The organism is Dyella japonica (genome assembly GCF_040545895.1).
Taxonomy (GTDB): domain Bacteria; phylum Pseudomonadota; class Gammaproteobacteria; order Xanthomonadales; family Rhodanobacteraceae; genus Dyella; species Dyella japonica_D.
On sequence record NZ_JBEPMU010000003.1, the window covers coordinates 1 to 17,434 of the forward strand.

The 17,434-nt window shown below is 64.4% G+C and carries 21 protein-coding genes; 8 read left to right on the forward strand and 13 right to left on the reverse strand.

What is annotated here, in order from left to right:
- Together ABIC75_RS10200 and ABIC75_RS10205 are read left to right on the forward strand one after the other, a co-directional pair.
- Positions 1-188 (forward strand): hypothetical protein (locus ABIC75_RS10200; protein WP_354013752.1); only part of this gene is annotated, 188 nt, incomplete at its 5' end.
- A 203-nt stretch (positions 189-391) separates the two neighbouring features.
- Positions 392-1,192: a dioxygenase family protein gene (locus ABIC75_RS10205; RefSeq protein ID WP_354013753.1), complete on the forward strand. Its 801-nt coding sequence runs from the start codon at positions 392-394 to the stop codon at positions 1,190-1,192.
- On the opposite strand, the gene ABIC75_RS10210 is transcribed toward ABIC75_RS10205, so the two are convergent.
- Together ABIC75_RS10210 and ABIC75_RS10215 are read right to left on the reverse strand one after the other, a co-directional pair.
- Complete coding sequence (locus ABIC75_RS10210; RefSeq protein WP_354013754.1) at positions 1,179-1,538, reverse strand: cupredoxin domain-containing protein; 360 nt, start codon at positions 1,536-1,538, stop codon at positions 1,179-1,181. The two genes, ABIC75_RS10205 and ABIC75_RS10210, sit on opposite strands and share 14 nt — an antisense overlap.
- Positions 1,535-2,476: a metallophosphoesterase family protein gene (locus ABIC75_RS10215; RefSeq protein WP_354013755.1), complete on the reverse strand. Its 942-nt coding sequence runs from the start codon at positions 2,474-2,476 to the stop codon at positions 1,535-1,537. Before ABIC75_RS10215 ends, ABIC75_RS10210 begins: the two co-directional genes overlap by 4 nt.
- A gap of 139 nt (positions 2,477-2,615) precedes the next feature.
- Between ABIC75_RS10215 and ABIC75_RS10220 the strand changes: the two genes are divergently transcribed.
- On the forward strand, positions 2,616-3,188 hold the full coding sequence (locus tag ABIC75_RS10220) for a sigma-70 family RNA polymerase sigma factor (RefSeq protein WP_354013756.1): 573 nt from the start codon (positions 2,616-2,618) through the stop codon (positions 3,186-3,188).
- Positions 3,175-3,960: an anti-sigma factor family protein gene (locus tag ABIC75_RS10225; protein ID WP_354013757.1), complete on the forward strand. Its 786-nt coding sequence runs from the start codon at positions 3,175-3,177 to the stop codon at positions 3,958-3,960. The genes ABIC75_RS10220 and ABIC75_RS10225 overlap by 14 nt, the downstream gene beginning before the upstream one ends.
- Before the next feature lie 8 nt (positions 3,961-3,968).
- Here the strand turns inward: ABIC75_RS10225 and ABIC75_RS10230 are convergent, their stop codons facing one another.
- On the reverse strand, positions 3,969-4,331 hold the full coding sequence (locus ABIC75_RS10230; RefSeq protein WP_354013758.1) for a YkgJ family cysteine cluster protein: 363 nt from the start codon (positions 4,329-4,331) through the stop codon (positions 3,969-3,971).
- 90 nt (positions 4,332-4,421) lie between these two features.
- Positions 4,422-5,282, reverse strand: coding sequence for a KPN_02809 family neutral zinc metallopeptidase (ypfJ, locus tag ABIC75_RS10235; RefSeq protein WP_354013759.1), 861 nt, complete (start codon positions 5,280-5,282; stop codon positions 4,422-4,424).
- Positions 5,283-5,391: 109 nt separating this feature from the next.
- On the opposite strand from ypfJ, the gene ABIC75_RS10240 reads away from it, so the two are divergent.
- A complete protein-coding gene (locus ABIC75_RS10240; protein WP_436407908.1) occupies positions 5,392-5,787 on the forward strand; it encodes an MAPEG family protein in 396 nt (131 codons plus the stop codon).
- A gap of 37 nt (positions 5,788-5,824) precedes the next feature.
- Here ABIC75_RS10240 and ABIC75_RS10245 read toward each other — a convergent pair whose 3' ends face one another.
- The gene (locus ABIC75_RS10245; RefSeq protein ID WP_354013760.1) at positions 5,825-7,378 is read right to left on the reverse strand and encodes a hemolysin family protein; all 1,554 of its coding nucleotides are present in this window, start codon (positions 7,376-7,378) and stop codon (positions 5,825-5,827) included.
- Positions 7,379-7,619: 241 nt separating this feature from the next.
- On the opposite strand from ABIC75_RS10245, the gene ABIC75_RS10250 reads away from it, so the two are divergent.
- Entirely contained in the window at positions 7,620-8,429 is an 810-nt protein-coding gene (locus ABIC75_RS10250; RefSeq protein WP_354013761.1) for a CPBP family intramembrane glutamic endopeptidase, read from the forward strand.
- Positions 8,430-8,451: 22 nt separating this feature from the next.
- Here the strand turns inward: ABIC75_RS10250 and ABIC75_RS10255 are convergent, their stop codons facing one another.
- From ABIC75_RS10255 to ABIC75_RS10290, 8 genes are all read right to left on the reverse strand, one after another.
- Positions 8,452-9,021, reverse strand: coding sequence for a Maf family protein (locus ABIC75_RS10255; protein ID WP_354013762.1), 570 nt, complete (start codon positions 9,019-9,021; stop codon positions 8,452-8,454).
- Between the two features lie 30 nt (positions 9,022-9,051).
- Positions 9,052-10,569, reverse strand: coding sequence for an acetyl-CoA hydrolase/transferase family protein (locus tag ABIC75_RS10260; RefSeq protein ID WP_354014340.1), 1,518 nt, complete (start codon positions 10,567-10,569; stop codon positions 9,052-9,054).
- Positions 10,570-10,647: 78 nt separating this feature from the next.
- Positions 10,648-11,097, reverse strand: coding sequence for a GNAT family N-acetyltransferase (locus tag ABIC75_RS10265; RefSeq protein ID WP_354013763.1), 450 nt, complete (start codon positions 11,095-11,097; stop codon positions 10,648-10,650).
- 172 nt (positions 11,098-11,269) lie between these two features.
- Complete coding sequence (gene rlmH, locus ABIC75_RS10270) at positions 11,270-11,740, reverse strand: 23S rRNA (pseudouridine(1915)-N(3))-methyltransferase RlmH (protein ID WP_354013764.1); 471 nt, start codon at positions 11,738-11,740, stop codon at positions 11,270-11,272.
- 85 nt (positions 11,741-11,825) lie between these two features.
- Entirely contained in the window at positions 11,826-12,218 is a 393-nt protein-coding gene (rsfS, locus tag ABIC75_RS10275; protein WP_354013765.1) for a ribosome silencing factor, read from the reverse strand.
- A gap of 302 nt (positions 12,219-12,520) precedes the next feature.
- Positions 12,521-12,823 carry a hypothetical protein gene (locus ABIC75_RS10280; protein WP_354013766.1) on the reverse strand — a complete coding sequence of 101 codons (303 nt, stop codon included), beginning with the start codon at positions 12,821-12,823 and terminating at the stop codon, positions 12,521-12,523.
- A gap of 523 nt (positions 12,824-13,346) precedes the next feature.
- Complete coding sequence (locus tag ABIC75_RS10285; RefSeq protein ID WP_354013767.1) at positions 13,347-14,006, reverse strand: NrsF family protein; 660 nt, start codon at positions 14,004-14,006, stop codon at positions 13,347-13,349.
- Positions 14,007-14,011: 5 nt separating this feature from the next.
- Entirely contained in the window at positions 14,012-14,593 is a 582-nt protein-coding gene (locus tag ABIC75_RS10290; RefSeq protein ID WP_436407909.1) for a sigma-70 family RNA polymerase sigma factor, read from the reverse strand.
- 303 nt (positions 14,594-14,896) lie between these two features.
- Between ABIC75_RS10290 and ABIC75_RS10295 the strand changes: the two genes are divergently transcribed.
- Positions 14,897-15,592, forward strand: a complete 696-nt coding sequence (locus ABIC75_RS10295; protein ID WP_354013768.1) for a hypothetical protein — start codon at positions 14,897-14,899, stop codon at positions 15,590-15,592.
- Positions 15,593-15,713: 121 nt separating this feature from the next.
- Entirely contained in the window at positions 15,714-17,432 is a 1,719-nt protein-coding gene (locus ABIC75_RS10300; RefSeq protein WP_354013769.1) for a cytochrome c biogenesis protein DipZ, read from the forward strand.
- The last annotated feature ends 2 nt before the right edge of the window (positions 17,433-17,434 follow it).

A 17,434-nucleotide genomic window follows, 5' to 3' on the forward strand; every position in this document is an offset into this window, starting at 1 on the left:
AGGCCATTTTCTTTGGGTTACTTTTCTTTTGGGCCAGCAAAAGAAAAGTGACTCGAGCGGCGGCAGCCGATCGAAACGCCCGCTGCGTAGGCGGCACGCTGGCGGAAGCGCCACAAAGGCGCGATCAGACGCAATCGCGACAACCAACCAAGTGCAAAGTCACTGGATTCCGGCCTACGCCGGAATGACGAGCTAGAGCGTCTCCGTCCACTGAAAGGCGCCTCTTGCTCTTGCCCCCTTTGGAGGGGCGCAAAAGCGACGAACCAAAACCTGGTCGCATGCACGCGCCACACACCCCATCGTTCCACCCCAGTGACGCATCGTTCACCCCACGCACGCTGCAATCGCCCGCAAAATCCCTACCCTATGGTGGTCCCCCGAGGTAACCACCATGACGACCCTCCCCAGCCTCTACATCTCCCACGGTTCGCCCATGACAGCGATCCAGCCGCGTCGCGTGGGCGAGCGGCTGGCCGAACTCGCGCGCGAACTGCCGCGCCCCAAGGCCATTGTGATCGCCACGGCGCATTGGCTCGCGCGCCAGCCACACGTGGGCGGGGCCACGCGTCCGGAAACCATCCACGATTTCTACGGGTTTCCGCAGGCGCTGTTCGATATCCAGTATCCGGCGAAGGGCGATCCCGCGCTGGCCGCGCATGTCACCGAATTGCTCGACAAGGCGGGCCTGCCCACCACGCTCGACCCGACGCAAGGGCTGGATCATGGCGCCTGGGTGCCGCTGCGACTGCTTTATCCCGAGGCCGACATCCCTGTCGTTCCCTTGTCCATCCAGCCGCAGTTGGGACCCGCACATCAGTACGCCGTGGGTCGCGCGCTGGCGCCGTTGCGCAACGACGGCGTGCTGGTGATCGGCTCGGGCAGCATCACGCACAACCTCCACGATTTCCGCGAAGGCTACAGCGAGGAACGCGAGGCGCCGTACGTGCGACCTTTCATCGAATGGATCGAGCGCAAGTTGTCCGAGGGAGACGTACCTGCGCTGCTCGACTATCGCAAACAGGCACCGTTTGCCGAGCGCGCGCATCCCACCGACGAACATCTACTGCCCTTGTTCCTGGCGCTGGGTGCGGCGGGGGAAGGCGCGCACGCCCAGCGCATCGATGCCGGCATCGAGTACGGATTGCTGGCGATGGACATCTACCGCTTCGACGGTGCCGCTACTTCACGATGACGGTGCCCACCATCATCGGATGGATGGCGCAGTAATACGTATACGTGCCGGGGTGATCGAACGTCACCGCGTAGCTGTCGTTGGTATCGAGCGCCTTGGACGGCGTGAACTGATTGCCCGCGCTCACCACGACATGCGGTTCTTCATCACGATTGGTCCACACCACGCGCGTACCGGTGGACACGGTCAGCGTCTTCGGCGCGAAGACGAAATCCTGGATATTCACCGCGACCGGCTTGGCCGAGGTCGTCGTTGCCACGGCATCCGCCGCCATCACGGGGGAAAGCGCTGCCGTGGACAGCACGAGCGTGGCAATCACCACCAGCATCCAGCTCATCACGTTCATGCAAACACCTCCTCGGTGACGGCGAGCGCATGACTGCCCTGCACGTGGCGCACGTCGCGAATACCGAGATAGCGATGCAGATCGTTCGGCGCCACGTCCTTCATCGGTCCCGGCGCCGGTGCCGTGCCGGGCGCCGGTTGCGGATAGGCGGTGGAACGCGCGGTGTAGAAGGTGATGTTGCCTTCCACCTTCTGCTGGATCTGGTGGATGTGGCCGTTGAGCACGCTCACCGAGCCGAACCGACGCAGATAGCTCACCGCTTCGTTGCTGTCGTCCGTGCCCCAGCCCCAGTCCGGATACAGCGGCCATAGCGGCATGTGCGCGAATATCACCAGCGGCGTGTCGGGCGAGAGCGAGGCGAGATCCTTCTTCAGCCATGCCAGCTGATCGGCGCCGAGCGAACCGAGGCCGCCGGCCTTCAGATTCAGCACGTTGATCAAGCCCACGAAATGCACGCCGTGGTGGTCGAAGCTGTACCAGCCACCCGTTTGTTGGCGTTCGCCGAAGCGACGGAAGAACTCGGCGCCGTTGTCGCCGATCACGTCGTGTTCGCCCGGCACGTAGAACACCTTGGCCATGCGCGCGTCCTGCATGATGCCCGACAGCGTGTCGAACTCTTCCGGCCGCGACAAATGCGTGAGGTCGCCGGTATGCAGTACGAAATCGGGTTCATTCTTCTGGGCGTTGATCATCGCCAGCGACTTGCGCAGCGTGCCGGCCACGTCCGCGTTCGGCGCCTTGTTGAAGCCGATGTGCGAATCGCTGATCTGCACGAAGCCGAAGGTGGCATCGGTGGCGATGGTGCCGCCTCCGGCGTTCAACGGTTGTGCCTTCAGCACGCCGCCGTGCATCAGCCACAGCGTGCCGGTGCCGGCCCACGCCATGCACTTGAGGAAATGGCGGCGGCCTTCGGTCTCGCGGTCTTCGATATCTTGCATGGTCGAATCTCCGGTATTGGCGGCAGGCACCTTGCCCACGGCCCTTACCCCAATACCCGGCCATGCACGCATCTATTCCCGGCACACGCGCCGAAGAATCGATTGGAATAAAGTGGCCGCAACCCGGGTATTCCCTCGTATGCCGACCGAGCCGAACGCCAGTCCCAAAGGAACCGATGTCGCCCGGAGCGCCCGCTTCGAGGCGCAGGTGGTGCCGTATCTCGATGCGGCCTACAACCTGGCGCACTGGCTCGCGCGCAATCCCGCCGACGCGCAGGACGTGGTGCAGGAAGCCATGCTGCGCGCACTGCGTTATTTCGACAGCTTCCATGGCGGCGACGTGCGCGTGTGGCTGCTCGCCATCGTGCGCAATACGTTCTACACGCTGCGCAGCCGCGCACCGCAGGACGCCTTGCACGACGAACTGGACGACGCGAAGCATCCGCTGGTGGACGACGGCCCGTCGCCCGAAACCCTCACCCTGCTCGCCGTGGACGTGGGCGCGCTGCAGGCGGCGCTGGAACGATTGCCGCCGCCGCTGCGCGAAGTGCTGGTACTGCGTGAACTCGAAGAATGCTCATACAAGGAAATAGCGGCCATCACCGAGCAGAAGATCGGTACGGTGATGTCCCGTCTTGCCCGTGCCCGCGAACGCCTGCGGGACGAACTCACCTGTCGGCCCAAGGAGGTACGTCGTCATGATGTGCGATGACGCCGGGCTGCTTCTGCACGCCTATCTCGACGACGAGCTGGATGCCGCCGACAGCGCGGCGATGGCTCGCCATCTCAGCGAATGCGCTGCCTGCAAGGCGCGCTACGAGACTTACGCCATCATGCAGAAGGCCCTGTCCGAACCTACGCTTTATCGTCGCGCGCCCGATGCGCTGCGCGCCCAGTGGACCACGCCACCCGCGCCCTCCACGCCCTCCACGGTGACGCCATTGCCGGTGCGGCGACGCTCGTTCGTGCCGTTGGCCGCGGCGGCCGGCTTTGTGGCGGCCATGCTGCTTTCCGTGCCCGCGTGGCTGCACTGGCTGCCTTCGCGCGGCACGGGCGATGCCATCGTTGCGCAAGCCATCTCCGGCCATGTGCGCTCATTGCAGGGCGAGCATCTGATGGATGTGATCTCCACCGACCAGCACACGGTGAAGCCGTGGTTCGAGGGCAAGCTCGATTTCTCGCCGCGCGTGAAAGACCTGGCCGGCGAAGGCTTCCCCCTGGCCGGCGGCCGTCTGGATGCACTGGAAGGACACAGCGTGGCCGCGCTGGTCTACAAGCGCCGCCTGCACGTGATCAACCTGTTCCAGTGGCCGGCGGAAAGCGGCACGGCACCGCAGGTCGCGACGCAGGAACACGGTTACACGGTGATCCGCTGGACCGGCGATGGCATGCATTACGTGGTGATCTCCGACGTCAACGAAGCCGACCTGAAGCAGTTCGTGCTGGCCTTCCAGAACGAGGCCAATCCGCTGATGTCGCGCTGAGCGGCGAGTCAGTCGCCGGCAGCGGTCACCGGCCAGTCTTCCGGCGTGAGCACGGGCAATCCGTGTCCCAGCCGCGCCTTGTCGCATTGCGCGCTGGGACGTCCGAATTCCCAGGAGGGCTCCACCTCGCGGCACACCGAGGGCCTGCGCTCGTAGATGCCGCAATGCGCCGCCTCGCCCACCACGCCCTGCAAAGCCACGCAGCGTGGGCGCGATGCCTGCGTACCGCGCATCACCAGACGATGTGGATCGAGCGTTTCGGTGAGCTCCGGCGGCACCACGCCGCCCAGCGACGCGTCCGCCTCTGACCAATGAAAGGCCACGCGGAAAAAGGCGCAACAGGCACCGCAACTCAGGCAGGGATGCAACATGCAGATCGTTCGGGAGCGCCCGGTGGGCGCGCAGACGGGCATTCTAGAACGCCGAAGGCCCGCCATGGCGGGCCTTCGATGCTGCGTTTCTCACGGCTCGCCGGAAAACGTATTGCAGCTTGCAATGTCGCCGCTGTCGAAACCTGCGCGGAACCATTTCACGCGTTGCGCGGAGGTGCCATGCGTGAACGAGTCGGGCACCACCCTGCCCTGCGCCTGCTGCTGAAGCGCATCGTCGCCGATCTTGCTGGCCGCGTTGAGCGCCGATTCGATGTCGCCCGGCTGCAGCCATTGCAAGCGCTGCTGGCTATGGTTGGCCCACACGCCGGCAAAGCAGTCGGCCTGCAATTCCTGGCGAACGGAAAGGCCATCGGCGCCTTCCATGCGCGCGCCGCGGCGACGCGCCTGTTCCACCTGGTCGAACACACCGAGCAGGTTCTGCACGTGATGGCCCACTTCATGCGCAATCACATAGGCGCGGGCGAAATCGCCGGCCGCGTGGAAGCGGCTTTCCAGTTCCTGGAAGAACGCCACGTCCAGGTAAACCTTCTGGTCGCCCGGGCAATAGAACGGACCCACGGCGGTCGACGCCGCACCGCAGGCGGTATTCACGCCACCGCTGAACAGGTCCAGCTTGGGGTCGACGTACTGGCGCCCGTGCGCCGCGAAAATATCGCCCCAAGTCTTCTCGGTGGAACCGAGGATGGCGCTGACGAAATCCTTGGTCTGCGGGTCGACGTTCGCCGGCTGCCCGCTGGGCGCGGCCACCTGCTGGCCGCCGTTGTCCGCCTGTCCCAGCAACGCGGTGGGGTCCTTGAAGAACACGAAACCCAGGATGGCGAGGATGATGATGCCGCCAATGCCCATGCCGCGACCGCCGCCGAAACGGGGACCGCCGCCGCCACTGTCGACCTCGACGTTCTGGCTGCGTTCGCCTTTCTGCCAATCCATATGACGGCCCTCGCGTATCCGACGGTCCGGTGACGATAGCGCCTCGCGCCCTCTCCCGCCATTGGCACGCGATGGCTACAGTGAGCCACCCTTTTCGGAGAAAACACACATGATCCAGCACCTGCCCGCCGTCGTCGTCCTGCTCACGGTCCTGCTCCAGTTCGGCACCGTCTGGGCCACCAGCAACGCGCGCACGAAATACGGGGTCAAGGCGCCGGCCATCGGCGGTCATCCGGGCTTCGAGCGCGCCTGGCGCGTGCAGATGAACACGCTGGAATCGACGGTGATCTTCCTGCCCACGCTGTGGCTGGCCGTGCAGTACGGTTACCCGCTGTGGGCCGGCGTGGCGGGCCTGGTGTGGGTGTTCGCCCGCGTGTGGTACGCGGTGACCTATCTGCAGGATGCGGCCAAGCGCGGCCCCGGCTTCATGCTGGCGACGGCGGCCTGGGCGGTGATCCTGGTGTTCGGCGTCATCGGGCTGGTCCGCGCGATGATGGTTGGATGAGCCAACGATGGGGCGCACGTCATGTGCGCCCCATGCGTCATTCGACCGGATTCACCTTCAGGCGCTCGATGCGCGCACCGTCCATCCCCACCACTTCGAACAGCAGGCCTTCGCTGGTGAACGTATCGCCCACGTTGGGCAAGCGGCCCAGCTGCTGCAGCGCGTAGCCAGCAAGCGTGGAAAAACTGTCGTCGCCGGTCAGCTTGAAACCAAGCAGGTGCTCGACACGACGCAGGTCCAGGCTGGCATCGAGCAGCCAGGTGCCGTCGGTTTCCTGCACGGCGGAAGGGTCGCCACTGTCCTCGTCGGGAAATTCGCCGGCGATCACTTCGAGCACGTCGGTAGGCGTGACCAGGCCGAGCACGCTGCCGTATTCGTCCACCACCAGTGCAACCTGCAGCGTCGAACGGCGGAATTCCTCGATCAGGCGCAGCACGCTCAACGATTCGAGCACCGTGAGCGGCTTGCGCACCACCTGTTCCACGTCGATGTGGCCGTGTTCCAGCAGGCTGGCCAGCAGATCGCGCGATGACGCCACGCCGACCAGTTGATCGAGATCGTCGCCCGCCACCGGCAGCCACGCATGGCTTGATGCGGTGACTTCGGCGCGAAGCTGCTCGGCGCTTTCGCGCGGGTCGATCCAGTTGATTTCCGGACGCGGCGTCATGATGGAACGCACTGGGCGATGCGCCAGATCCAGCACGCCCTGCACCATCGCCAGTTCGTCCTTGCCGAACATGGCAACGCTGCCTTCGGGATTCGCCGTCGTCGTTTTCGGCGCGGCGTCTTCGTCGTCGCCGGCACCGCCCAGCAGGTTCAGCACGGCCAAGGCGGTGCGATCGCGCAACGTGCGCGCACTGCCCAACAGGCTGCGCTGGCGATTGCGGCGCATCAACTGGTTGAACACTTCGATCAGGATGGAGAAGCCGATCGCCGCGTACAGGTAGCCCTTCGGAATGTGAAAACCGAAGCCTTCCGCGACCAGGCTGAAACCGATCATCAACAGGAACGACAGGCACAGGATCACCACCGTCGGCCGCGCATTGACGAAGCTGGTGAGCGGTTTGCTGGCGCTGATCATCAGGATCATCGCGATCACCACGGCAATCATCATCACCGACAGGTGATCGACCATGCCCACGGCGGTGATGACCGAATCGATCGAGAACACCGCATCGAGCGCTACGATCTGCGCCACCACCAGCCAGAACCGCGCAGGCGCGCGCTTGGCTGCGTCGCCGTGGTCGGCCGCTTCCAGGCGCTCGTGCAATTCCACCGTGGCCTTGAACAGCAGGAACGCGCCACCCAACAGCAGGATGATGTCGCGCCAGGAGAGCGACACCGCACCCCATTCGACGATGGGCGTGGTGAGCTTCACCAGCCACGACATCGCACCCAACAGCGCGAGCCGCATGACGAGCGCCAGCAACAGGCCAAGCACGCGGGCCTTGTCGCGCTCTTTCGACTGCAGCTTGTCGGCAAGGATCGCGATGAAGACGAGATTGTCGATGCCGAGCACGATCTCCAGCACCACGAGGGTGAGTAGACCTGCCCAGGCAGTCGGGTCGGACAGCCAGTCGAATGCAAACATGGGCTGGCGCCTGAGCGCCGATTTCCTCCTTGGAACGTCCCTTCACTATACAAGGCGATGCCGTGAACGCGATGACAGCCATGGGCTGCTCGGCGCCCGTCGCATGGAAGGCCTGCGCCGACCGTGCCAAAGGACAGGATTGGCACGCGCAACGCCAAGGTCTAGCGTGGCCACATCGGCCGGTGAGCGCGAAACCTGCTGACGCAACTACTGCGCGCGCGTGCGCCCTGGAACGTTTTTGATGGATGCGAACCGCCTGACCGAGCTACCCGTTTCGCCGCCACACCCCGCTTCGCGCGCGCCTGCCCCGGGCCAGGCCATCGCCCTGATCGTGCTGTATTTCGCCCTGCAGCTTGCCGTGGGCAGCGTGTTCACGCTGGCGGCCGGCGTCGTCGCTACGCTGCGACAGGGCGGCGGACTGGGCGACATCATTCCGCTGGGTCGCCACTGGCTCGGCCAATCGGATATGACGGCCGCTGCCGTGATGGTCACGCTGCTGATTTCGGCCGCGGTGATCGTGCATCTCGCCCGCCGCTGGTGGCCGCAGCAATGGGGCCAGGCTGAACCGCCGGGCCTGGGCTTCACATCGTCTCCACACCTCGCTTTTTACGTGACCGCGCTCGCGGCGGGCGTGATGATGCCCATCGTCGGCGGCATGCTCACACAGTGGTTGGCGCAAGGTCACGAAGTGAGCCAGGACATCAAGCAGCTCGGCGCGCATACGTCGTTGGCGCTGCGACTGCCGCTGGCGCTGCTGGTGATCAGCGTCGGCCCGCTGGTGGAAGAACTGCTGTTCCGCGGCGTACTGTTGTCGGCCATCGCGCGCTACACCGGCAATGGCATGGCCATCGTGCTGTCCGCCCTGCTGTTCGCCTGCGTGCACCTGCCGGACTTGTCGTTCCTCTGGTACGCGCTGCCCAATCTTGCGCTGCTTGGGCTCATCCTCGGCTGGCTGCGCGTGCAGTCGGGTTCGATCTGGCCCGCCGTGGTGGCGCATGGCATGAACAACATGCTCGCCGTGGTTTCGTGGTTCGTGATCAGCAACAGCTGACGTACCTTGCGAAGAGCGCCGATCAGGCGCCGATCAGCGAATGCGCGCGCAGCAAGCGTGCCGTCTCGTAGATCGGCATCCCCATGACGCCGGAATGGCTGCCATCGAGATGCTCGATCAGCTTGGCGCCATGGCCCTGGATGCCGTACGCACCCGCCTTGCCAAAGGGCTCGCGGGTGGCGATATAGGCGGTGATGGTGGCGTTGTCCAGGGTTGGCATGGTCACACGCGACAGGCTGGTATCGGACCATTCACCTGAACGCGTCACCAGCCACACGGTGGAAATCACTTCATGCACGCGGCCCGACAAGCGACGCAGCATGCATGCGGCATCTTCCGCATCGTCGGGCTTGCCGAAGACTTCGTCATCGAGCACGACTTCGGTATCCGCACCAAGTACGGCCGCACCGGATTCCTCAAGCACGGCCAACCCTGCCCTCGCCTTTTCGCGCGCCACGCGGCTCACGTAATCGCGCGGTGATTCGCCCAGCAAGCGCTGTTCGGGCACGTCGACATCGACGATGCGGAAGTTCACGCCGATCTGCTCGAGCAACTGGCGGCGGCGCGGCGACTGGGAAGCAAGATAGAGCATAGGAAGCAGCCCCGGTAACGGCAGGAAACCCTAAGGTCTCATATCGCCGCTGTCGAGGAAACGCTGATGCCACGAAAGTGCTTCCTGCAACAGATGTGGCGTGTGCTTACCGCGGCTGTGGTGCATGGCCCGATCGAAGTGGTCCTGCAGCAGAGGCCGGTAGCTTGGGTGGGCACAGCGCTCGATCACCACCTTGGCACGCTGCCGCGGCGACAGGCCGCGCAGGTCGGCCAGCCCCTGCTCGGTGACGATCACGGAAACATCATGCTCGGTGTGGTCGACGTGGCTAACCATCGGCACGATGCACGACACCGCGCCATGCTTCGCCGTGCTCGGCGTGAGGAAGCAGGAGAGGAAACCGTTGCGCGCGAAATCGCCCGAACCGCCAATACCGTTGATGATGCTGGTACCGGCGACATGGGTGGAATTGATGTTGCCGTAGAGGTCGGTTTCCACCATGCCGTTCATCGCAATGCAGCCTAGGCGACGCACCAATTCGGGATGATTGGAGATTTCCTGCGTGCGAAGAATGATGCGCTGGCGGAAGAAGTCGATCTTGCCCAGAAAGCGTTCGATGCCGGCCGGGCTCAGCGAGAACGACGTGGCGGACGCTACCGACAGCACATCGTCCTCCAGCAGTTCGAGCATGCCGTCCTGGATCACTTCGGTGAATGCGCTCAGTCCGCTGAAGCCACCATCGCGCAAGCCGGCCAGCACCGCGTTGGCGATGTTGCCGACCCCCGATTGCAGCGGCAGCAATTGGGGAAGCAGCCGGCCCTTGGCGATTTCGTGGCGGAAGAACTCGATCAGGTGACCCGCAATCTGGCGCGAGCAATCATCCAGCGGCGCGAAGGCACTGTTGCGATCGGGCGCATTCGTTTCCACCACCGCGATGACTTTGGCGGGGTCGAGCCGAAGATATCTTTCGCCAATGCGATCATCGGGCCTGAGCAACGGGATCGGCTTGCGATGCGGCGGCAAGGCGGTGCCGTAATAGATGTCGTGCATGCCGTCCAGTTCGAGCGGCTGCCAGTGATTCACTTCGACAATCACCTTGTCGGCCAGATCGAGCCACGTCTTGTTGTTGCCCACCGAGGATGACGCCAGCAGACTGCCGTCGGGCATGATCGCCGCCGCTTCGATCACCGCCAGATCGATCTTGCCGAAGAAGCCGAACCACGCGTACTGCGCCACATGGCTGAGATGGATGTCCAGATAATCCATCTCGCCACGATTGATGCGCGCGCGAAGTTCCGGATCGGACTGATATGGCAAGCGCAGGTCGATGCCATCGGCACGCGCCAGCGCGCCATCGAGTTCCGGTGCCGTGGAGGCACCCGTCAGCACGCGCACGCGGAAGGGTTCGCCGCGTTCGTGCGTGGCCACCATGCGCGCGGCGAGCGCCTGCGGCACCGCCTTTGGATAGCCCGCGCCGGTGAAGCCGCTCATGCCGATCGTCATGCCGTGATCGACTCGCTCCGCGGCCTTGGCTGCCGTCATGACCTTGGCGGCCAGTCCTGCATGACGAATGCGCTTGTCCACGGGGATGTCTCCTGCACGGCAATCCTCCAATGGTAACCCGCGAAAGCGTCAAACTCCTGGCAAGCTAGACGATGGTCGAGTGCATCAGAACCGCACGAAATACTCGCGAAATTCCTCGTCGCGCTTCCATCCCATCGACTCGTAGAGCCGCTGCGCCGACACATTGGCGTGAGCCGTGGCGAGCGTCATGCCGGATGCGCCGACCGCGCGCGCGAAATCCATCGCTTCGCGCATCAATGCCGCAGCCACGCCGCGTCGACGTGCGTTCGGTGCGACAAAAAGATCATTGAGCAGGTACATGCGTGACGTGCGCACCGACGAGAACATCGGGTACAGCTGCACGAAACCCGCGCCTTCGCCGTCGCCATCCATTGCCAGCACCACCACGGAGTCGTGATGCTGAAAGCGTTCGCGCAGGAATTGCGTGGCGCGTGCGATGTCGGTCGGCTGGCCATAAAACACGCGGTAGGCGTCGAACAGCGGTGCCACGAGATCGAGGTCGTGAATGGTGGCCTGGCGTACCGTGATGGACATGCGCGCATCCCCGCAACAGCGTCGTTGACGCCAGTATGCGTGGCCGCCCCAGGCTCGCCTATGACCACTTCCCGGGAAAAACGCGCCGAGCCGGCACATGGACAGACGCCATCGCCATCCGAAACAAGCCAACCGCGTCGACGCGCCCTTAGGTCATCGGTGCCTCACGCAACTACGCGCGATGGTAGGGATGTCCCGCAAGCAGGGTCGTGGCGCGATAGAGCTGTTCGGCCAACACCAGCCGCACCAGCATGTGCGGCAGCGTCAACGGCCCGAGCGACCAGGATTGATCCGCCCGCGCCAGCACGTCGGGTGCGTGACCATCGGGACCGCCGATGAGAAAGGCGAGATCGCGGCCGGACATGCGCCATTTGGCGAGTTGCGCCGCCAACTCTTCGCTGGACCATGTCTTGCCGCGACCATCGAGCGCGACGACGTGGATGTCGCGCGGCAAGGCCGCAAGAATCGCGGCGCCTTCATCCTGGATCGCGCGCGCGTCGTCGCGACCCTTGCCGCGGATGCCGGGCTTGAGCTCGATCAGTTCCAGCGGAAGCTCGTGCGACAGCCGCTTGCGGTATTCGGCAAAGCCTTCGGCTACCCACGAGGGCATGCGTTCGCCGACGGCGATCAAACGGGCGCGCATGAATCACGATCCAAAAATCGGGGAAACAAGGGGGAAGCCACGCGCGTTGGACAGCGCGCGGCATTCACCGCCGGTACGCGGGCCATCAGCCCGCGTTGGCGACTTCGGTGTCCATGTCGCGATCACCCACGGTCCACAGCCTTTCCAGGCCATAGAACTCGCGAATGCGCGGCAGCATGACGTGAACGATCACGTCACCCAGGTCCACCAGTACCCATTCGGCTTCGCGCTCGCCCTCCACGCCGAGCGGCATCACGCCCGCCTGTTTGGCGAACTTGACGACTTCGTCGGCGATGGATTTGACGTGGCGCGCGGAGGTGCCGGAAGCGATGACCAGCAGATCGGCGATGGAGGTCTTGCCGCGGACGTCGATTTCACGAACGTCCTTGGCCTTCAGTTCGTCCAGCGCGTTGATGACATGCTGGCGAAGGACCGCCGTGGTGGCGGATTTGGTGTTGCGCTTGGCGGTCTGACTCAAGTGCGTTTGCCTCGATGCGGGATCGACGCGCGGGATGGCGCAGCCGCAGTATACCGGACCACTTTGAAGCCCATGTCAAACGGAAAAACCGGGCCGGAGCAAGCAGGCTCGACCGAGATCGATCTGATTCGCGGGTCGAGACCCCTGCCGGCCCAGCGGCCCCGAGAGACAGGCTCCGTGCACTCCGGATGCCGTCCATGACAAGCAATCGCGGCGCACGAGGGTCCGCTTCTGTCGCTGGGGCAAAAAAAGAGGCCCTCTCCGCGCGGAGAGGGCCTCGTTCTTTTCAGCGCATCAATGCATCAATGGCCGGCAGTGGACGAGGAAGCGGGTGCGCCGCTCTTCTTCGTGTTGTGCTGCTTCTTGTGATGGGTCTGGGTGGCGTCGCTCTTCATCGAGTCGCTGCTCATCGAATCGCCCTTCATCGCGTCGCTCTTCATCGAATCGCTGCTGGACTTCATGGCGTCCGAGCTGGACTTCATCGCGTCCTTGCTGGCGTCCTGGGTCGACTGCGGCGTGGTGCTCTGTGCCATGACCGGAGACATGGCCAAGCCAAACACAACGGCGGTCGCGAAAGCGAGTACGGCGTAACGGGAAACTTTCATGGTTGGGTATCTCCAGAAACGGTGAGGTAACCGTGCGGTGAGGCCGCACTTCCATCGAACAACCGCTATCGTCCCTCCCGAACGACGACGGCAAACCGGTGGCGATCATGTCGACTACCGGCCACGCCGCATCAGCCTTCCTGCCCGATGCGAACGGCCCATCCCTGGTCCGTCAAACCTCTTCATCCGATCGCCCATGCGACCGCCCCCTTCCGGTGCCAAAGCCTATACCCACGCGTGACCCACGAATGTGTCATGGCGCGATGGCCATTCAGTTGGAATATGGCGAGGGCAACAGCAATAATTTGCGATTGCTGCGGTGCGTGCGGCGCGGGGAAGCACGGCGGTTGATCCGCATGCATCGATGTCGCATCAGCGCTGATGTCGTCAGCCCGTGGCGACGGGCGGTCCGTTTTCGTCGTGATTGCGTGCTGCGGCGCAGCACCCCATTTTCATCGCGCTGCACGCGTTCCATGCCTTGGTTTTGGGGTCGCGTCCGGCGATGTCGCCGCCAGGAAAACCGTTACTTCAACGCAGGCTGCAGCAGGCGACCGCCCATTAAGGCATTGGCCAGCACCACGATGGCGACGGCCATCGCGTGGGTCAGCAGGTCCGTGGCCGCAACGGCAAAGGCGTGACAGATCTCGAGCAATGCCGCCGAGGCCGCGGCCGAAGCCAGGCCGATCATGATCGCCGCCAGCACCGGACGCAGCGGACAGGCACGGCGCAGCAGCCAGATCATCAGGGCCGACAACGGCACCGAGAGACTGATGATGAAGATGAGGCAATCGCTGGCCTCATTGAACCGGGCGATATGCGCCGACGGTCCAAGCCAGTCACGCATGCAGCCCAACCCACTCGCGCCCACCCACAGCAACAGGCTCGGCAATGGCAGCCACACCCAACGCCAGGAACGTCCCGGCACGCCCAGGGTAAACGCCGCCCAGGCCGCGCTAACCGCCGTGATCACCGCACCCACGCCAGCGATGGCGATGTCCGGCGCCGCGACCCAGCGCTTGATCATGTGGCCGACACCGTAATGCATCAGCAGGCCCGCCGCGATCACTGCCACCACCACCAACCAGCCGAGCGTACGCACCCACGGGGGCGGCAGGCGCCGCACCGGCGTGAGCTGATCGCCCAGCGATTGGATCAGTGACTCGGGGAGTCGCGGTTCGGCCATGATGCTCAGGGTTCTCCGTGGAAACGCGCACGCAGCGCCTTCAATGCGCGATGCAGATTGACCTTCAGCGCGCCGGTCTGTCGCCCCGTTTCGGCGGATACTTCGGACAGCGAACGCTCCTTCAATCCCAGCTGCTCGATGGCTTCGCGTTGACCGGGCGGCAGCGAAGCGATGGCGTCGTGCAGTCGCTGCGCCTCTTGATCGCGCTCCGCCGCTGCCGTGGCATCGTCCGCATCTGGATGCATGTCGTAGGCATGTTCGTCGTGCACCTCGCGGCTGCCGCGACGTCCCTGACTGCGCAGCGCATCGATGGCGCGCCGCCCCGCCAATGCCGAGAGCCACGCGTCATAGGAGCGCGCCGGATCATAGGTATGCCGAACCCGGTGCACGGTGAGCAGGGTCTCCTGCACCACATCGTCGAGCTGGTCCACGGCAACGCCCTGTCGCCTCGCGGCGACGCGAATCAGCGGCACCGACGCGGCCAGCACCCGTTCGTACGCCCGACGATCACCACCCTGCGCCGCAGCCATCCACGCGGCGCGCTGACGCTCCTGCGTGTCGCCGACGGGGGCTGCAGCATCGCTCACGATGGAATCGGTCCTGGCCCAGCGGGAAAGGACGATATCTAGACCTATCGTGTGGGGTAAGGTCAAGGTGGCGGTCATATTCGGGCGTCGAGGGTCCTTCTCCTCCATTCGATGCGACCCGGCATCGAGTTACGTCCTGTCGCCCTCAGCGCAGCCTTGGGAACACCGCTGGGTCCCTTGAATATCGTTTTTCGCGGGCTTTTCGGAATCTTCCGATGGTCAGCCCCGTCCCCTGGCTGGCCTAATGCCCGCCGAGTCTGCCTTCCCCAACAGACCGTTCGTTTCAATCGCAAGGAAAGCCCAATGAAAAAGATCCTGATCGCGATGGCGCTCGCCGCCGTCGCCGCGCCTCTTGCTGCCCAGGCAACCGACAGCAACGGCATCGGCTACACCTACGTGCAGCTCGACTACGTCAACGTCACTGGCTCTGGCCACGACGCAAGGGCGGATGGTGCATCGTTCAGCGGTTCGTACCAGTTCGCCAACAACTTCCAGGTGTTCGGCAGCTACACCGACCTGCGTTCGCCCACGTATTCCAGCAGCGACTATGCTTCGGGTTATACGTACGGCACGACCGACAAGTTCAAGGACCGTCCATGGTCGCTGGGCATGGGCTACGCCGCCTCCATCGGCTCGCAGGCCGACTGGGTGACCCAGGTGTCCTACACGCACGATCGCGTCAGCGACCATTACTGCGCCTGGGCTCGCTCGGCCACGGCCTCCGCTAGCCGCTGCGGCAACATCAGTACCGACGGCAATCTCTGGGCCGTCAATACGGGCGTAATGGGCCGCATCGTCAACAACCTCGTTGCCAACGCCTATATCGGCTACAGCAACGGTGGCCGTTACAGCCATGAGGGCCCCGGCATCCTGGGCAACGTGTATGCCGATTTCGGCCTGGTCTACAGCTTCAATCCGACCTGGGCCCTGCACGGCGGCGTGCGCGTGAACAACAACGGCAGCGAGAACATCAGCGTCGGCGTGCGCGCCAGCTTCTGATCGCCGCCATCAGGCAAGCAAGAAGGCCCGGCCATGTGCCGGGCCTTTTTCTTTGGGCGCAGGTAACCTGAACCGTATCCGCGACGAATGATCCAGTGACATCCCCACGGACCTCCGCTCCATGCTCGTGTTGATCCTGGCCTATCTCGGTGGCGTACTGACCATTCTCAGCCCGTGCATCCTGCCGGTGCTGCCGTTCGTGTTTGCCCGGGCCGACCGGCCCTTCGCCCGCAACGGCCTGCCGATGCTGGTGGGCATGGCACTCACGTTCGCGCTGGTGGCCACGCTGGCGGCGGTGGGCGGCAGTTGGGCGATCCAGGCCAACCAGTACGGGCGCATCATCGCCTTGATCGTTTTGGCGGCACTGGGATTGACGCTCTTGTCGACGCGACTGGCCGAATGGATCAGCCGTCCGTTCGTGGCGCTGGGCAACAAGCTGTCGCAGCGTTCCGAGGAAGACGATTCGATCTGGTCCGCCGCCGGACTGGGCGTGGCGACCGGCCTGCTGTGGGCGCCGTGTGCCGGCCCCATCCTTGGCCTTCTGCTGACCGGCGCGGCATTGAACGGCGCCAGCCTGCAGACCTCGTTGTTGCTATTGACCTACGCCCTGGGCGCGACGACGTCGCTGGCCCTGGCGCTGCTGGTGGGCGGGCGCGTCTTCTCGCTGATGAAGCGCTCGCTCGGTGCCGGCGAATGGGTGCGTCGCGCGCTCGGCGTGCTGGTATTGGCTGGTGTTGCGGCGATTGCACTGGGTCTGGATACCGGCGTGTTGACGCGCGTGTCGCTGGCCAGCACGGGCGGTATCGAACAGAAGCTGATCGATGCGGCCCGTCCCGCACCCGCGCCAGCACCCGTGGTCAAGCAAGGCGAACCGTTGCCGGTGGAAGGCGAACTGCCATCGCTGCAAGGTGCCACCCAATGGTTCAACACGCCGCCGCTGTCGGTGCAGTCGCTGCGCGGCAAGGTGGTGCTGGTCGATTTCTGGACGTATTCGTGCATCAACTGCATTCGCGCGTTGCCGTATGTGCACGCGTGGGCTGACAAGTACAAGGATCATGGCCTCGTCGTGATCGGCGTACACGCGCCGGAATTCGCCTTCGAGAAAGATCCGCAGAACGTCAGCAAAGCGATCAAGGATCTGGGCGTCGATTATCCCGTCGCGCTCGACAACGACTACGCCATCTGGAAAGGCTTCAACAACGAATACTGGCCTGCGCATTACTTCATCGATCCGCAAGGCCGCATCCGTCATCACCACTTCGGCGAAGGCGAGTACGAGCAGAGCGAGGATGTGATTCGCCAGCTGCTGACCGAAGCCGGCCAGAAGAATCTCCCTGGAGGCTATGTGCAGCCGGGCGCACAGGGGGCGGAAGCCGCGGGTTCGGGCGATGCGATGCGCTCGCCGGAGACGTACGTCGGTTACGCACGCGCCGAGAATTTCGCCGGCGGCCAGGTGGCGCACGACGATGTGTGGACGTATCACGCACCGAAAACCTTGATGACCAACCAGTGGGCACTGGATGGCCGCTGGACCGTGCGCGACGAGAATGCTCGTCTCGATGCCGCCAACGGCAGCATCGTCTATCGCTTCCGCGGACGCGACCTGCATCTGGTGCTGGGCCCCACGCATGACGGCAAGCCGGTGCGCTTCCGCGTCACCATCGACGGCAAGACGCCGGGCGCCGATCACGGCATGGACACCGACAGCGACGGCAACGGCACGGTGACGTCGCAGCGTCTCTATCAGTTGGTTCGCCAGGCCAACGGCACCGGCGAGCGTACCTTCGAGATCACGTTCCTCGACCCCGGCGTTCAGGCGTACGCCTTCACTTTCGGCTGATT

Coding starts and splice junctions, on each gene's coding strand:
- ABIC75_RS10245 (WP_354013760.1), bottom strand. CDS start 7,378: ATGTTTGCATTCGACTGGCTGTCCGACCCGACTGCCTGGGCAGGTCTA.
- ABIC75_RS10210 (WP_354013754.1), bottom strand. CDS start 1,538: ATGAACGTGATGAGCTGGATGCTGGTGGTGATTGCCACGCTCGTGCTG.
- ABIC75_RS10240 (WP_436407908.1), top strand. CDS start 5,392: ATGATCCAGCACCTGCCCGCCGTCGTCGTCCTGCTCACGGTCCTGCTC.
- ABIC75_RS10280 (WP_354013766.1), bottom strand. CDS start 12,823: ATGAAAGTTTCCCGTTACGCCGTACTCGCTTTCGCGACCGCCGTTGTG.
- ABIC75_RS10255 (WP_354013762.1), bottom strand. CDS start 9,021: ATGCTCTATCTTGCTTCCCAGTCGCCGCGCCGCCGCCAGTTGCTCGAG.
- ABIC75_RS10220 (WP_354013756.1), top strand. CDS start 2,616: ATGCCGACCGAGCCGAACGCCAGTCCCAAAGGAACCGATGTCGCCCGG.
- rlmH (WP_354013764.1), bottom strand. CDS start 11,740: ATGCGCGCCCGTTTGATCGCCGTCGGCGAACGCATGCCCTCGTGGGTA.
- ABIC75_RS10285 (WP_354013767.1), bottom strand. CDS start 14,006: ATGGCCGAACCGCGACTCCCCGAGTCACTGATCCAATCGCTGGGCGAT.
- ABIC75_RS10295 (WP_354013768.1), top strand. CDS start 14,897: ATGAAAAAGATCCTGATCGCGATGGCGCTCGCCGCCGTCGCCGCGCCT.
- ABIC75_RS10230 (WP_354013758.1), bottom strand. CDS start 4,331: ATGTTGCATCCCTGCCTGAGTTGCGGTGCCTGTTGCGCCTTTTTCCGC.
- ABIC75_RS10215 (WP_354013755.1), bottom strand. CDS start 2,476: ATGCAAGATATCGAAGACCGCGAGACCGAAGGCCGCCGCCATTTCCTC.
- ABIC75_RS10300 (WP_354013769.1), top strand. CDS start 15,714: ATGCTCGTGTTGATCCTGGCCTATCTCGGTGGCGTACTGACCATTCTC.
- ABIC75_RS10205 (WP_354013753.1), top strand. CDS start 392: ATGACGACCCTCCCCAGCCTCTACATCTCCCACGGTTCGCCCATGACA.
- ABIC75_RS10225 (WP_354013757.1), top strand. CDS start 3,175: ATGATGTGCGATGACGCCGGGCTGCTTCTGCACGCCTATCTCGACGAC.
- ypfJ (WP_354013759.1), bottom strand. CDS start 5,282: ATGGATTGGCAGAAAGGCGAACGCAGCCAGAACGTCGAGGTCGACAGT.
- ABIC75_RS10250 (WP_354013761.1), top strand. CDS start 7,620: ATGGATGCGAACCGCCTGACCGAGCTACCCGTTTCGCCGCCACACCCC.
- ABIC75_RS10265 (WP_354013763.1), bottom strand. CDS start 11,097: ATGTCCATCACGGTACGCCAGGCCACCATTCACGACCTCGATCTCGTG.